The sequence below is a fragment of the Candidatus Limnocylindrus sp. genome (assembly GCF_040397215.1).
Classification (GTDB): Bacteria; Chloroflexota; Limnocylindria; order Limnocylindrales; family Limnocylindraceae; genus Limnocylindrus.
Genome location: NZ_JBBAWK010000020.1, coordinates 1 through 14,832, shown reverse-complemented (window position 1 = coordinate 14,832; position 14,832 = coordinate 1). Strand labels below are relative to the sequence as shown.

Here is a 14,832-nt window from a genome sequence, read left to right as displayed (position 1 = left end):
GGCGCGAGCGGCACAAGGATCAAACCAAAGCCCACGATCGCCAAGCTGACGGAGATCGCTCGCCCAACGCCGAGGAGTCGAGAGATCCGTTCGGTCAGCGCTCCGCCAAGGAAGGCGGCGATACCGCCAGTTGCGATCACCAGGCCAATCGCCTCTGGACCGAGCCCAAGCCCATTCGTGAGGTAGAGCAGGTATGAGGAGCGGAAGAGTCCGAAATAGAGCCCGATCACAAACGTCGCGATGAGGAGCGGTCGCATGAGCACCACGGACCACGTTTTCTGCAGGCCATCAACGAGCTCGCGGCGGAAGCTCCGCCGTGCAGATTCTGGCGGCAGTTTTGGTTCCGCCACACGAAGGAACCCAATCAGCACCGCCGAAACGATGTAGGTTGCAGCATCGATGCCGATGGCGGTTGGACCGCCGAATGCACCGATCAAGAGTCCGGCAGAGCCGAACCCGAAGAATTCAGCGGCGCCACGGATGGCCATCGTGCGAGCGAGAACAGCGCGCAGCGAGGGCGAGTTCACTAGTCCAGCAACGTAACTGCGTTCGGCGATTTCAAACGTTGTGGTGCACATGCCGCTGAGTGCACTGACGGCAATCAGGTGGGGGAGGGTTACCCCGCCGAAGAGGCCAGCAGCGAGCGGGATTGATCCGAGCAGCAGCGCGCGCAGTAGGTCGGTGCCGATAAGGACAGGCTTGCGGGGGAGTCGGTCGATCCACACCCCTGCGAACTGGCTCACGACCGCGCCCGCAATCAGATCGACAGCGGCGAGGGCGGCCGCCTCAGCGGCGTTGATGCCAAGGCCGAGAATGGCGAGGAGAGGGAGGGCGGCTCTAGTGATGAATGAGCCGTAGGTCGAAATAGCCTGCGCGCTGATCAGCACGTTCACGTCGCTCCGCACGAGCGGGGTTAGATCCTGGAGGCCACCCTGCCTCTTGGGCGTACCTTTTCGAGCTCTCATCGCGCGAGCGTACACTCTGGGCATGTTTGACGCGCTCGGTAGCAGTCTTCGGGCCTCACTCCGCCGCCTTACGGGGAGTGGGCGAATCAGTGCCGCCGACCTTGAGGCCGGCCTTGCCGATATTCGCGCCTCCCTGGTCGGCGCAGATGTTGCGATGCCCGTCGTTGCGCAGCTGTTGGAGCGGATCGGTGAGCGCGCACGCGAGAGTGAGATCGTCGGCGGCCTCGGCGCTGGTGAGCGCATGCTGGGAATCTTGCACAGCGCGCTGACGGAGACACTGGGTGGCTCTGGTCGCGACCTCGACCTGCGCGAGCGACCAGCCACCATCCTTCTACTCGGCTTGCAAGGTGCGGGTAAAACAACAACGGCGGCAAAGCTTGCCTACCGCTTGGCGAAAGATGGTCGACGTCCGCTGCTCGTCGCCGCCGACCCACGTCGACCGGCAGCGGCAGAGCAGCTCGCAACCTTGGCCGCTGCAATCAAGGTGCCAATGCATCGCGAACCACTCGGTACGCCAGTGGCAGAGATCGGAACGCGTGCCATCGCTGCAGCCCGACGCCTCGGCCTTGACGTGGTGATCATCGACAGCTCAGGGCGCACCACCCTTGACGACGAGCTCCTGGAGGAGTTGCGCGACCTTCGTGACGCGACGAAGCCGCGTGAGCGGCTCTTGGTTCTCGACGCGGCCACCGGTCAGTCAGCCCTGGCGATCGCTGAAGGATTTAAAGCGGCGGCCGAGCCGACGGGACTCATCCTCTCCAAACTTGACGGCGATGCGCGCGGTGGCGCCGCGCTCTCCATTGCCGGCGGTGCAGGAATTCCGGTCGTCTATGTGGGCACCGGCGAGCGCTCCGATGCGCTGGAGCGTTTCTATCCCGAGCGCATCGCCAACCGCATTCTCGACATGGGCGACCTTGCAACGCTGGCCGAGCGCGTCCGAGACGCCGAGGTTGGGCCGCTCGCGGCGCCAGATGCCGAGGTCCGCGCGAAGGCGGTAGAGGCTCGTGCACTGCGTGGTGGGATGACCTTCGACGATCTTCTCGGCCAGCTCCGCCAAATGTCATCGCTCGGGCCGATCGGCCAGGTGGTCAAGATGATCCCTGGGATGGGCGGGATGGCCGAGCAGGCCGAGGCCGCCGTCGCCAGCGGTGAACTGAAGCGCACGGAGGCGATCATCCTCTCGATGACCCCTTCCGAACGGCGTGACCCAGCCCTCTTGACCCTGCCGCGGCGCCGACGCATTGCCGCAGGGGCCGGACGAGCCATTGAGGAGGTCAATCGGCTGGTGAAACGACTTGAGGAGATGCGCACTCTGATGCGACGTGCCGGTGGCGGAGACCCGGGCCGGCTGATGGGCGGCGGCGCAGGCCTCCCTGGCAAGCACGCGGGCGGGCGGATCCCTGCGAAGGCGGCGAAGCGTGAAAAGCGGGCGAAAAAGGGTGGCAAACGGCGCTAGTCCACGGGGAGGGATGCGCCCGAGCCGCTGAGCGGCTAGGATTCACGGTCTGACCCCCTGGCAACGCCAGGACCACCAGCCGCACCGTAAGGGGCGGCGCCTCGGAGGATGCATCAGGGATGAGTGTTCGGATCCGTTTGACCCGCGTGGGCGCATCTAAGCAGCCATCGTATCGTGTGGTTGCCACTGATCGGCGTTCGCCACGCGATGGTCGCTCACTCGAAATTCTCGGCCACTACAACCCACGCACCGAGCCAATGACGCTGGTGCTTGATCTCGCCAAGGTTGATGCCTGGATCGCCAAGGGCGCACAGCCATCTGACGTTGTCGGCAAGTTGATCACCAAGGCGCGCGCCGGCGGGATTGCCATGGGCGGCAAGACGTTGGAGAAGGCTGCAACGCCGGGCTACACCAAGCCTGGGACGCGGCCAGTTGTCGAAGAGCCAACGGTGGTCGTTGAGGCTGCGCCAGAGGCCGCTGTTGAGGCGACCGCTGATGCAGTAGCCCCTGAGGCCGCTCCGGCCGAAGATGCACCTGTCGTCGACGCTGCACCTGTCGTCGAAGCTGCACCTGTAGTCGAAGCTGCACCCGTAGTCGAAGCTGCACCAGTAGAGGAAGTCGCGGCTCTTGAGGCTGCACCAGTTGTCGAAGAGGCACCAGCAGAGGCGGCACCTGCCGCCGAGGAGGCGTAAGTGGCAGCAGCGCAACTTGTTGAATATGTCGCAAAGTCCCTTGCCGATAATCCAGACGGTGTCAGCGTTGAGGTCGAAGAGGATGGCGACTCCATCATCTTGCGCCTTCTCGTTGATGAAGAGGACATGGGCCGAGTCATCGGGCGCAACGGCAGCATTGCCAAGGCGATGCGCAGCCTGTTGAAGGTCGTTTCAAATCGCACCGGAGAGAACTACGTCCTCGAAATTGGCTGATGCAACGACGGACCTGCGCGTTGCGCAGGTGCGCGGCGTTCGCGGTCTTGATGGCACCCTTCGCCTCGAGGTCCTGACCGACCTTCCCGAGCAGCGCTTTCTTCCTGGTGCTCGTCTCTCTGTTGAAGGCTCTGAGCGCGTCCTCACAATCCTCGAGGTAACCCCTAGCTCCCCAGGCCTCTTTATTCGCGTCGGTGAGGTGCAGAGTCGGTTGGCGGGCGAACGACTTGTTGGTGCCTACCTCACGATCCCAGCTGCACAGGTGCAGATCCCACCAGACCGCGTGCTCTGGGACGAGGTGATTGGGGTGACGGTGCGAGACCCGCAAGGTGAAATCATCGGTGAAGTTCATGATCTCTATCGCGCAGGCGGCGCCGAGGTGTATGTCGTGCGAACGCCAGATGGGGGAGAGATTGACCTGCCCGCCGTTGCGTCGGTGATCGTGGAGTTCGCGCCACGCGAAGGGCGCATCATTGCCGATCTCACCGGGTCAGAGCTCACCGTTCGCGCGGCAAAGCCGATTCGTCGGCGCGGACCACAGAAGACGCCAGGCAGCGTCGCCTCGCTGCGTGCCGCAAAGGCATCACGCCGGCCGAAGCAGCGCGCTGCGAAGCGTCTGGAAGGTGACGCATGAGTGGCGAGGTGCGCGCCGCACTGAAGATTGATGTGGTCTCACTCTTCCCAGAAACGATCATGTCGGCCCTCTCCGCCAGCATTCCAGCGCGCGCCCTTGAGCGCGGCCTGGCAACCCTCACCTGCCACGATCTACGCACGTGGGGGATCGGGAAGCACCGCTCGGTGGACGATGAGCCGTATGGCGGCGGGGCGGGGATGCTCTTGCGGCCAGAACCGCTGGTTGAGGCGATCGATGCGCTGCGCGGCCCAGACTCAACCGTGATCCTCTTTGATGCGGGCGGCGAACGCCTGCGGCAGCCGCGCGTTCGAGCGTTGGCGGCAGCCTCGCATCTGATCATCATCTGCGGTCGCTATGAAGGGGTGGATGACCGCGTCCGCGCCTTTGTAGATCTCGAACTGAGCATCGGCGATTTCGTCCTCTCCGGTGGTGAGCCGGCGGCGATCGTTCTTTGTGACGCAATCCTGCGTCTCGTGCCTGGCGCGATTGATGCCGCGTCGCTCGCCGAGGAGTCGTTCTCCGGGGAGCTTCTGGAGTACCCCCAGTTCACCCGCCCCGCCGAATTCCGTGGGGTCGGGGTCCCCGAGATCCTCCTCTCAGGGAACCACGCTGGGGTAGCCGCCTGGCGCCACGAGGAGGCGGTTCGCCGTACCCAGCGCCAGCGCCCTGACCTTGCCAAGCCTGTGAAGGGGAGCGAGGGGTCGTAAGGGGAGGCCCCAGAAGGGCTGTGCTATTCTCACCGCCCGCGCCGACAGGTTCTGTCGGCCACCACGGAGACTAATTATGGATCTGATCCGCACGCTGACCAACGCCCAGATGAAGAGCGATCTCCCGGAGATCAAGACTGGCGACACCGTCAAGGTGTCGGCAAAGGTCGTTGAAGGGAACCGAGAGCGCATTCAGGTATTCGAGGGCACCGTCATGCGCCTGCGCGGCGGCGGACTCGGCTTGAACATCACCGTTCGACGAATCGCCTCAGGCGTTGGCGTCGAGCGAACCTTCAAGGTGCACAGCCCACGCATCGAGAAGATCGAAGTGGTCCGACACGGTGTGTCCAACCGGGCCCAGCTCTACTTCCTCCGCGATCGCGTTGGCAAGCAGTCGTCGCTCCGTGAGCGCCGCGATAGCGCCACCGACATTGCCAAGAACCAGGTCAAGGCCGCCGCAAAGAAAGCCGTGAAAGACGAAGCTGACGCCGTGATCGCCGCATCTGCCGCAGTCGTTGCAGCGGAAGAGGCGGCAGTAGCCGCTACCGCCGCCGCAGCCGTTGCTGCTGAAGAGGCCGCCGCCGCTGCAACTGCAGCCGAGGTCGTTGCTGAAGCTCCAGTCATTGAGGCGCCAGTCGCTGAAGCGACCGAAGTGAACGCTGAAGTCGCCACCGAAGAGAGCGCCCCTGCGGAGGCGCCAGTCGCTGAGGAGACGGAGAAGGCTCCGGAGTGAGCGACCTGCGGCCCAAGAGTGGCCGCACACTGCCAACTCGCGAACTTGAGCTACGCCACGGTCATCCTGAACGTGCCGTCATCGGCATTGATGAGGTTGGCCTCGCCCCGCTCGCTGGACCTGTCGTCGCCTGCGCCATCCTGATGCCTGCAGGGGATCCGATCCCAGGCGTTCGCGATTCGAAGATGCTGACGCCAGCGCGCCGCGTCGTGCTCGCGCAGCAGATCCGAGACGTTGCGCTCGCCATCGGTATCGGCGCCGCTTCAGCACGAGAGGTAGAACGCATCAACCCCCGCGCAGCATCGCATCGCGCGATGGCTCGTGCCGTAGCACAACTCTCTCGCAGAAGGGGGGCGGCGCCAGACTTTGCCCTCGTCGATGGGAGTAGCGCGCGCGAACTCCGCGACCTGATCGGACCACATGCGACGGTCGTTCGCGGCGATCAGTCGGTCTATGCGATCGCCTGTGCCTCCATCGTTGCGAAGGTGCTTCGCGACAAGCTCATGGCCGAGCTCGCACTGCGCTACCCCGGATACGGCTGGGAATCGAATATGGGCTATCCAGCCCCCGCACACCTTGCAGCGCTCGATGCGCTCGGCGTGACACCGCATCATCGCCGCACCTATGCGCCTGTCGCAGCACGTCTCGGACTGCCGCCTCGAGGCTAAATCTAGGGAGTACGCGATGGGTGCGCGGCTGGCCTGAACATGTCGAAGTGGCAGTCAGCAGTGCGCAGCGTGCAATCGTCGGTCGTGAGGCCGAAGCTCTTGCGGCGCGATCCCTGGCTCGCAGCGGCTGGGTGATCCTTTCGCGCGACCTGCGACTAGGGCGACTTGAGGTAGACCTGCTCGCGCGTGACCCGCGCGGCCTCCTCGTTGCCATCGAGGTGCGGCGCCGTGGCGCCGTGGGTGCCGCCTCGCCGTCAGAGCTCCTGGGGGCACGCAAGATGCGGGCACTGCGGCGGCAGCGTGCCCACCTCCCAGAGGGGTGCCGCATCGACCTCCTCCTCGTGCTCGGCAGCCCCGGGCGCGAACGGCTCCGCCTCGTTCGCGGGGTCGCCTAGAGGCTCGGCGCCCCGTGCTAGGATTCCGTAGCGTTCGAATCGGACGTCCGCCCCCGCAAGGGGACGAAATACGCACGCGGAACAAGACGCCTCACTACGGTGGCCCTCCGGGGTCGTGACGGCGCCCCGCGGTGGAATAACCGTGCAAGGAGAACTATGGCACCAGTAACGATGCGCGACCTCCTCGAGGTCGGAGCCCACTTCGGGCACCAGACACGCCGATGGAATCCCAAGATGGCGCCGTTTATCTACGCGCAGCGCAACGGGATCCACATCCTCGACCTCGCCAAGAGTGCGAAGCACCTGCAGATTGCCCTCGACGCTGTGCGCGACGCGAGCGCAAACGGGGAGACCATTCTCTTCGTCGGCACCAAGAAGCAGGCGCAGGCTCCGATTCAGGAGGAGGCGACCCGTGCCGGCCAGCCATACGTGATCAAGCGCTGGCTCGGCGGCATGCTCACCAACTTCATGACGATTCGTAAGCGCCTCACCCTTATGGAGCAGCTTGAGGCTCGAGAGCAGGCTGGCGAGTTCGCCATCATGTCGAAGAAAGAGGCGTCCAAGCTTGGCGACAAGCTGGAGAAGCTGCGCGGAGCGCTCGGCGGCATGCGCCGTCTGCGCAAGGCTCCAGGCATGGTCTTCATCATTGACCCAAGCCGCGAGACCCTCGCCGCGATTGAAGCGAACAAGCTCGGGATCCCTGTTGTCGGCACCGCCGACACCAACGTCAATCCCGATCTACTCACTTATCCGATCCCAGTAAACGACGACGCGATCAAGTGCATTCGCTTGATCTGCACCGCCGTTGCTGATGCGGTGATCGAAGGCGCTGCTATTCGCGCCGCACGTTTGCCTGAACTTGAGGCCCAAGAGGCCGCAGCAGCAGCTGCTGAGAACGCGGCAGATGCACCTGAGGCTTCAGATGTGCAAGACGACCTCGTTGCTGCGCTGAGTGCCACCGGCACGCTGAGCTTCTCGCCTGACGAGGAGCCAACGCCCGCCGTCGACACCATCCCAGCAGTGTAAGGAGGTCACCATGGCGATTAGCGCAGAGGCGGTACGAGACCTACGCGAGCGCACAGGCGCTGGGATGATGGATTGCAAGCGCGCACTCGAAGAGTGCGGCGGTGATGTTGAGAAGGCCGTACTCGCACTTCGTGAGGCTGGCCTTGCCGCTGCCGCGAAGAAGGCAGGCCGAGATGCACGTGAGGGACTCGTCTCTTCGTACATCCACACCGGTGGCCGTGTCGGCGTGCTTCTTGAAATCAATTGCGAGACGGACTTCGTGGCGCGCAATGAGCAGTTTCAGAAGTTGGTAAAAGATATTTCGATGCAGATCGCAGGCCTTCATCCGCTCTATGTCAGCCAGGACCAGATCCCTGTCGCCGCACTTGAGGCGAAGCGCGCCGCCCTCCTTGAGGATGAGGCGTTAGCCAAGAAGCCAGAGGCGATGCGGGCGCAGATCGTTGAGGGCCAACTCCGCAAGTGGTTCGAAGAGGTCTGCCTTCTCGATCAGCCGTTCCGCGACGGTGATGAGACCGTTGCTCAGCTGATTACGAACGCGATTGCCACGATTGGTGAGAACATCCGAGTACGGCGCTTCGTGCGCTACGCACTCGGCGAGGAGCTGTAGGCCCCACATGATTGGGGCGGTGGAGGCGGCATGACCGAAACCACACGCTATCAGCGAATTCTGTTGAAGCTCTCCGGGGAGGCACTCCTCGGGAAGCTTGAGTACGGCGTTGATCCTGAAGTTGTCGCATTCGTCGCTGAGCAGGTGAAGGCCGTGACGGCTCTCGGCGTGCAGGTTGGCATCGTGGTCGGCGGCGGAAATATCTTTCGTGGCATGGCTGCAGCAACTGCTACCGGCATGGATCGCGCCACCGCTGACTACATCGGCATGCTCGCTACGGCGATGAATGGTCTCGCCCTCCAAGATGCACTTGAGCGCGCAGGCGTGCCAACGCGAGTGATGACCGCCATCGACATGAACGAAGTTGCTGAGCCCTACATCCGCCGACGCGCTGTGCGACACCTCGAAAAGGGGCGCGTGGTGGTCTTTGTAGCCGGCACGGGGAACCCGTACTTCACCACCGACACTGCTGCTGCGCTGCGCGCGGTCGAGATTGGCGCTGAGGTCGTGTTAAAGGCCACCAAGGTCGACGGGGTCTACGACAAGGATCCGGTGAAGTATCCCGATGCGAAGCGCTATCCAGCGATCACCTATGGACAGGTGCTGGTTGATGGGCTCCGAGTCCTCGACGCCGCGGCCGTCTCGCTCTGCATGGAGAATGACCTGCCGATCGTGGTCTTTGACCTCGACGCCCATGAGAATATTCTGAAGGCTGTGCGCGGCGAAGCGGTCGGCACCCTGATCAGTAAAGGGGGTACGCGATGAGCAGCACGGCAACTGAGCGCATGGCCAAGGCGGTCGAAGCCTTTGGTAAGGATTTAGGCGGCTTCCGAACCGGCCGCGCCAGTGCGTCGCTCGTTGAGCGCGTCACCGTTGAGCACTACGGCGCGATCACACCACTCAACCAGATGGCCGGGATCAGCGTTCCAGAGAATACTCTGCTCGTGATTCAGCCATGGGATAAGTCGGCGATCCCCGCCATTGAGAAGGCTCTCAACAACGCTCAGCTCGGCATGACCCCTGCGGTAGACGGTGGAGTTATCCGACTCCGCGTACCTGCAATGACAGAGGAGCGCCGCAAAGACCTCGTAAAGCAGATGGGTAAGCGGGCCGAAGAGGCGCGTGTTGAGATCCGCAATGTTCGGCGTGACGAGCAAGAGGCGGTCAAGAAGGCGGAGAAGGCCAAGGAGATCGGCGAGGATGATGCTCGCCGCCAGCTCGAGGCGCTTCAGAAGCTGACCGATGGAAAGATTACTGAGATCGACAAGTTGACCGCTGCGAAGGAGCGCGAGGTTCTCGAAGGGTGACCGACGCCGAAATGCGGCGTCCTGCTGACGCAAAGCCGCTGGTGCACAGCATCCCACCGCCCGAGGGCGCGCCGCGCCATGTCGCCATCATCATGGACGGGAATCGGCGCTGGGCACGCGGTCGGAATCTCGATGAACTCGAAGGGCACGTTGCTGGCACAGAGGCTTTGCGCACCGTTCTCAAGCACGCAGTGCAGATCGGCATCCCACATCTAACCGTCTACGCGTTCAGCCGCGAGAATTGGGCCCGCAGCGACAAAGAGGTGGCTCAGCTCTTCAATCTCCTGGCGAAGGTGATCGATGATGAGACGCCCGAGCTACTTGCGCAGGGGGTGGCCGTCCGCTTTCTTGGTCGACTCGCCGAGTTGCCAGATCAGGCGCAGGAGCGCATTGAGGCTGCGTGTGCAAAGACGGTAGGCGGCACAAAGCTCCAGTTGGCTGTCGCTTTTAACTACGGTAGCCGCACCGAGATTGTTGATGCGGTCCGCTCGATCGTTGCGTCTGAGCTTGCTCCAGACAGCATTGATGAGGGCACGATTGCCAGCGCCCTCTACACCGCCGGCACACCAGACCCCGACCTTGTGATTCGCACGGGCGGGGAGGAGCGCCTCTCGAACTTCCTGCTGTGGCAGAGCGCCTACGCAGAGATCGTAACGACGGCAACACTCTGGCCAGACTTTGGTGCGGCGGATCTTGATACGGCGATCGCAACCTACGCCCAGCGAATCCGGCGGTTCGGGCGATGAGCAGCGGAGCGCTGACGCAGCGGGTGATCGGCTCGCTCTTGATCCTTCCCGTAGCCGCCGTTGCGCTCTTCCCACCAGCAGGCACACTCGCGGTAACCGTTCTTCTCATCGCGCTTGCGGCACGAGAGGCGGCTCGAATCCTCACCAAGGTGATCGGTGGAGCCTCCGCGCTCTGGATCACCGTCATCGTGGTCAGCCCGCTCTTCGCCGCCATCTCGCCGGCCCTCGGTGCGGTACTGACAATTACGGCACTCCTGATCTTCGTCGGCACGGTGGTTCGCCGAGCGATTCGTGCGACAGCGAAGGGGCTAGAGCCTGAGCTGCGACTTCTCCTTGGCACGCTGGCTGCGGTGATCTGGTTGAGCCCGTTGACACTGCTCCCACTACTCGCATCGCTAGATCCGCTTGATCGGGGTGCGCCGGCACGCTGGATCGTTTGGCTGTTGGCGATCGTCTGGACCGCAGACAGTGCCGCCTACCTCGTTGGGCGCACGATCGGTCGGCGCAAGTTGGCTCCGGTCCTCTCGCCGCGCAAAAGCCTTGAGGGTTTCATCGGTGGCATTCTCGTTGCGGGTTTCGTTGGCGCCCTGATCGCTGGACCACTCTTCACACTGGGCACCCCCGAAGAGGTGCGCCCGCTCTGGGGGCTGGTCTGGGGTTTGATCATCGCCACTGCGGCGGAAGCGGGTGACCTCCTTGAGTCCCTCTTTAAGCGCGTCGCAGGCGCCGAGAGCGCATCGAATCTGATCCCAGGACACGGTGGCGTTCTTGATCGCATCGATAGCCTGCTGCTCGCGGCGCCCGTCACGCTGATCGCTGCGTTGCTCCTGCGAGCGTAGGGTGAGCCGTATCCGCGTTGCCCTGCTTGGCGCAAGCGGGTCGATCGGCGTCCAAGCTGCCGATGTTATTGCACAGCACCCCGAGGAGTTTGAACTCGTTGCCCTGGCATCAGGCCGCGGTGGTGAGCAGCATGATGCTCTGGCAACGGCCCATTCGCAGGCCCGCAGCCTCGTCGGCGGTAGTGCAGATGATCTGCGGGCCATCGTCCTTGATACCGCGCCAGATGTTGCCCTGATTGCCACGACTGGTGTTGTCGGCCTTGCCGCAACCGTCGCCGCTCTTGAGGCGGGTGTGGCGGTGGCGATCGCGAATAAGGAGACGATCGTCGCCGGAGGTGATGTGGTGATGCGCGCCGCCCGTTCAGCTGCAGATCGCAAGGGGACCAATGTATTGGAACGGTTGCGCCCAGTTGACTCAGAACACTCAGCGCTCTGGCAGTGCCTCGTCGGCGAATCGCTGGATCGCGTTCGGTCACTCTGGCTGACGGCGAGTGGCGGTCCGTTTCGCGAGTCGACCGCCGCCGAGATTGCCGCCGCAACTCCCGCTACGGCGCTCAGGCACCCAACCTGGAGTATGGGGGCGAAGATCACCATTGATTCAGCAACCCTCGTAAACAAGGGCCTTGAGGCGATTGAAGCACACCGACTCTTCACCGTGCCGATGGCGCAGATCAAGATCGTGGTGCACCCACAGAGCGTCGTGCATGGCCTCGTGGAGTTTGTTGATGGATCAACGAAAGCGCAGATGGGGAGCCCGGATATGCGCGGACCGATCGGATACGCCCTCGGCTATCCTATGCGTATGGCTGCAACAATCCCGACCGTGAACCTCGCATCGCACGGATCACTCACGTTCAACGCGCCCGACCTTGTGCGCTTCCCGGGCCTGGCGATCGCCTTGGAGGCAGGTCGAGCCGGCGGGGCAGCCCCAGGCGCTCTGATCGCCGCCGACGGCGTGGCCGTCACCCGCTTCCTGGCTGGGGAGTTCCCGCTGGGCGGCATCCCACAGCTGCTCCGCGATGCGGTTGAGCGGTTTGGCGTTCGCCCCGCCCCAGGGAGCATCAATGAGGTGATCGCGCTGCATGAAGAGGTGACGCTGTTCGCAGAGCGCTGGAGTGGGGCCGCCTGATGGAGATTCTGACCGGCATCGCCGGACCGGTGCTCGTATTCGTGTTCCTCGTTGTGCCGCTCATCGTGGTCCACGAGCTGGGGCATCTCCTTGCCGCGCGACTCCGCGGTATCGACGTTCCTGAGTTTGGCATCGGTTTCCCACCACGCCTCTTCACGCTGCTCCGCGGTCGGCGCACGGAGCTCACCATCAATGCCCTCCCGCTCGGTGGCTTTGTACGCATGGCGGGCAGCGAAGAGGGTGATACCGACCCTGCAGGCTGGGAACGAGCCACGCTGACCTCAAAGGTGCTGGTGATGGTGGCGGGGGTCGCCATGAACATCGTGGTCGCCTTCCTGCTGATGTTGCTCCTCTCTGGACCACTTGCTGAGCGTGCCAGCATCCTCCTCGCTGACGTTCAGCCAGGCTCTCCAGCGGCCGCCGCCGGCATGCTGCCAGGTGACCGCATCGTGGGCTTAGAAGGGGAGACGTTCGACCGCTTCGATTCGCCGCTACGGACCCTTCCCGATCGCGCAGGGGAGAGCGTGCGTGTGACGGTGGAGACTCCTGGCCAAACCGCGCGCGAGGTTTTCATTACGTTGCGCACCGCCGCTGAGGCGGCTGGTCAGGGGTACATGGGTGTGCAGATTGAATCGATTGACGGTGCGGGCCCACTCGCACGCCCAATCGGCGATGTACTGGTACTTGCTGGTACGCGCACCTGGGATGCTGGCACCTCAATTCTCGGCGCGCTGGGCAGTTTCATCACCTCGCCATTCCGACCCGCTGACGGCTCAAGTTCTGTCGCCGGGCCAATCGGTATTGCAGTGGGCGTTTCTGCCGCGGCTGGCAAGCTCGGATTTTCTGGCCTCCTGCATATCGCCGCGCTGCTCTCAGCAAATCTCGGCGTGCTGAATTTGCTACCCATTCCCCCACTTGATGGTGGCCGCGTTGCTGCGCTTTTCCTACGGCGGCTGCTCGGTGAGGTGCGTGGTCGCCGCGTCGAGCGCCAGCTTGTCACGGCCGGTGCCGTGCTGATGCTCGCCCTCTTCGCCTGGATCTCGCTTGGTGACATCCTCAACCTGTTCGGAGTAGAGCGATGAGTCGCGAACTAAACGTCGTCGCACGCCCTGCAGCCGATAGCCCGGATCAACTGCGCCCTGCTCGTCGCTCAACGCCGAGCGTCTCCGTGGGCGGCGTGCTGGTTGGCTCAGCGCATCCGATCGTGGTGCAATCAATGACGAACACTGACACCGCCGACGCGGCAGGAACCGCCGCACAAGTTGCGCACCTTGCACGCGCAGGAAGTCAGATCGTGCGCGTCACGGTCAACAATGATGCAGCTGCCGCGGCCATCCCCGAGATCGTGCAGCGACTGGCCGACGAAGGATTGAGCACGCCGATCGCAGGCGACTTCCACTACAACGGCCACAAGCTCCTCGCCGCTCACCCGAAGAGTGCCGCACTGCTGGCAAAGTATCGGATCAATCCTGGCAATGTCGGGAGTAAGCACCGCGATGAGAATTTCTCGACGATCGTGAAGGTTGCGATTGATCACGACAAACCGGTACGCATCGGCGTCAACTGGGGATCACTCGATCAGGATCTTCTCACGAGGTTGATGGAGGAGAACGCTGCAGTGGCTACTCCCGCTAGCGCACGTGCCGTAACAATCGAAGCGATCGTGCGCTCTGCAATGCAGTCGGCGGAACTCGCTGAAGCGACGGGTCTACCGCACGATCGCATTCTGCTCTCTGCGAAGACTTCTAACGTGCGCGACCTATTTGACGTCTACACCGAGCTAGCAGGCCGCTGCGACTACCCTTTGCATCTCGGCCTAACAGAGGCGGGGATGGGAGTGAAGGGGATCGTGGCCACGAGCGCCGCCCTCGGACATCTGTTGAACCAGGGGATCGGTGACACGATTCGCGTCTCGCTGACACCAGAGCCAGGTGCGGACCGCGCGCTCGAGGTTGAGGTGGCTCAGCAGATCCTTCAGTCGCTTGGCCTTCGTGCCTTCTCGCCACAGGTGACCTCGTGCCCAGGGTGCGGGCGCACCACGAGCACCTTCTTCCAAGAGATGGCGCAAGAGATTCAGGGCTACCTGAAGGCGCGTCTGCCAGAGTGGCGACCACTGCACCCTGGGGTCGAGAACCTCGAGGTCGCGGTCATGGGCTGTGTCGTGAACGGACCAGGGGAGTCGAAGCACGCGAACCTCGGAATCAGCCTTCCAGGCACTTTTGAAGAGCCGGTAGCGCCCGTCTTTCAGGATGGCGCCCTGCTCACCACCCTCCGCGGAGATCGAATCGTGGCTGAGTTCCTAGAGATCCTCGAACGCTACGTAGAGGCCCACTACCCAAAGAGCTAGCGCCCGTCGTCTTTGCGCAGGCTTGGGGCGCCTCAGAAGGGGTCGCAAGCCCGCAGACCTTAGGCCTTCGGATGCCCGTGGTATAGTTCGTGTAACAACGGCCGCCGGACGAGAGACGTGGGTGACCCCCACGTCTTTTTTATCGGGGTCGCAAGTACAGAGGGGAGGCGTGACGTGAGCAAAGAGCTTGTGAGCGCCCTCATTCAGCTAGGCGCTGAGCGCGGTATTGATCGAGCTGCGGTGTTGCAGGCGGCAGAGGAGTCCTACGCGGTCGCTCTGAATCGCCGACACACCTCATCCGACATCCACGTGCGCCTTGATCCTGAATCAGGGGCAATGCGGGTCTT

19 protein-coding genes are annotated in these 14,832 nt (G+C 63.4%); 18 read left to right on the top strand and 1 reads right to left on the bottom strand.

What is annotated here, in order from left to right; genetic code table 11:
* The coding region (locus AC3LCN_RS05220) for an MFS transporter (RefSeq protein WP_488649019.1) at positions 1-965 on the bottom strand (965 nt) is incomplete at its 3' end.
* Between the two features lie 22 nt (positions 966-987).
* On the opposite strand from AC3LCN_RS05220, the gene AC3LCN_RS05215 reads away from it, so the two are divergent.
* The 18 genes from AC3LCN_RS05215 to AC3LCN_RS05130 form a co-directional block, all read left to right on the top strand.
* Positions 988-2,421 carry a signal recognition particle protein gene (locus AC3LCN_RS05215; protein ID WP_488649018.1) on the top strand — a complete coding sequence of 478 codons (1,434 nt, stop codon included), beginning with the start codon at positions 988-990 and terminating at the stop codon, positions 2,419-2,421.
* A 119-nt stretch (positions 2,422-2,540) separates the two neighbouring features.
* The gene (gene rpsP / locus AC3LCN_RS05210; protein WP_488649017.1) at positions 2,541-3,113 is read left to right on the top strand and encodes a 30S ribosomal protein S16; all 573 of its coding nucleotides are present in this window, start codon (positions 2,541-2,543) and stop codon (positions 3,111-3,113) included.
* A complete protein-coding gene (locus tag AC3LCN_RS05205) occupies positions 3,114-3,347 on the top strand; it encodes a KH domain-containing protein (RefSeq protein ID WP_488649016.1) in 234 nt (77 codons plus the stop codon).
* Positions 3,340-3,981, top strand: a complete 642-nt coding sequence (gene rimM, locus AC3LCN_RS05200; protein WP_488649015.1) for a ribosome maturation factor RimM — start codon at positions 3,340-3,342, stop codon at positions 3,979-3,981. Before AC3LCN_RS05205 ends, rimM begins: the two co-directional genes overlap by 8 nt.
* Entirely contained in the window at positions 3,978-4,688 is a 711-nt protein-coding gene (gene trmD, locus AC3LCN_RS05195) for a tRNA (guanosine(37)-N1)-methyltransferase TrmD (protein WP_488649014.1), read from the top strand. Before rimM ends, trmD begins: the two co-directional genes overlap by 4 nt.
* 76 nt (positions 4,689-4,764) lie before the next feature.
* A complete protein-coding gene (rplS, locus tag AC3LCN_RS05190; RefSeq protein ID WP_488649013.1) occupies positions 4,765-5,421 on the top strand; it encodes a 50S ribosomal protein L19 in 657 nt (218 codons plus the stop codon).
* Positions 5,418-6,089 (top strand): ribonuclease HII, encoded by a 672-nt coding sequence (rnhB, locus tag AC3LCN_RS05185; protein WP_488649012.1) that lies wholly within the window; start codon positions 5,418-5,420, stop codon positions 6,087-6,089. Before rplS ends, rnhB begins: the two co-directional genes overlap by 4 nt.
* Before the next feature lie 47 nt (positions 6,090-6,136).
* Positions 6,137-6,484, top strand: a complete 348-nt coding sequence (locus AC3LCN_RS05180; RefSeq protein WP_488649011.1) for a YraN family protein — start codon at positions 6,137-6,139, stop codon at positions 6,482-6,484.
* A 156-nt stretch (positions 6,485-6,640) separates the two neighbouring features.
* Positions 6,641-7,510, top strand: a complete 870-nt coding sequence (gene rpsB, locus AC3LCN_RS05175) for a 30S ribosomal protein S2 (protein ID WP_488649010.1) — start codon at positions 6,641-6,643, stop codon at positions 7,508-7,510.
* 10 nt (positions 7,511-7,520) lie between these two features.
* Positions 7,521-8,117 (top strand): translation elongation factor Ts, encoded by a 597-nt coding sequence (gene tsf / locus AC3LCN_RS05170; protein WP_488649009.1) that lies wholly within the window; start codon positions 7,521-7,523, stop codon positions 8,115-8,117.
* 30 nt (positions 8,118-8,147) lie between these two features.
* Entirely contained in the window at positions 8,148-8,882 is a 735-nt protein-coding gene (gene pyrH / locus AC3LCN_RS05165) for a UMP kinase (RefSeq protein WP_488649008.1), read from the top strand.
* Complete coding sequence (frr, locus tag AC3LCN_RS05160; protein ID WP_488649007.1) at positions 8,879-9,424, top strand: ribosome recycling factor; 546 nt, start codon at positions 8,879-8,881, stop codon at positions 9,422-9,424. Before pyrH ends, frr begins: the two co-directional genes overlap by 4 nt.
* On the top strand, positions 9,421-10,170 hold the full coding sequence (gene uppS / locus AC3LCN_RS05155; RefSeq protein ID WP_488649006.1) for a polyprenyl diphosphate synthase: 750 nt from the start codon (positions 9,421-9,423) through the stop codon (positions 10,168-10,170). Before frr ends, uppS begins: the two co-directional genes overlap by 4 nt.
* A complete protein-coding gene (locus AC3LCN_RS05150) occupies positions 10,167-11,009 on the top strand; it encodes a phosphatidate cytidylyltransferase (RefSeq protein WP_488649005.1) in 843 nt (280 codons plus the stop codon). Before uppS ends, AC3LCN_RS05150 begins: the two co-directional genes overlap by 4 nt.
* 1 nt (position 11,010) lies before the next feature.
* Positions 11,011-12,138 (top strand): 1-deoxy-D-xylulose-5-phosphate reductoisomerase, encoded by a 1,128-nt coding sequence (locus tag AC3LCN_RS05145; RefSeq protein ID WP_488649004.1) that lies wholly within the window; start codon positions 11,011-11,013, stop codon positions 12,136-12,138.
* Positions 12,138-13,220, top strand: coding sequence for a M50 family metallopeptidase (locus tag AC3LCN_RS05140; RefSeq protein WP_488649003.1), 1,083 nt, complete (start codon positions 12,138-12,140; stop codon positions 13,218-13,220). The genes AC3LCN_RS05145 and AC3LCN_RS05140 overlap by 1 nt, the downstream gene beginning before the upstream one ends.
* Complete coding sequence (gene ispG, locus AC3LCN_RS05135) at positions 13,217-14,485, top strand: flavodoxin-dependent (E)-4-hydroxy-3-methylbut-2-enyl-diphosphate synthase (RefSeq protein WP_488649002.1); 1,269 nt, start codon at positions 13,217-13,219, stop codon at positions 14,483-14,485. Before AC3LCN_RS05140 ends, ispG begins: the two co-directional genes overlap by 4 nt.
* Positions 14,486-14,602: 117 nt before the next feature.
* Positions 14,603-14,832 (top strand): NusA N-terminal domain-containing protein (locus tag AC3LCN_RS05130; protein WP_488649001.1); only part of this gene is annotated, 230 nt, incomplete at its 3' end.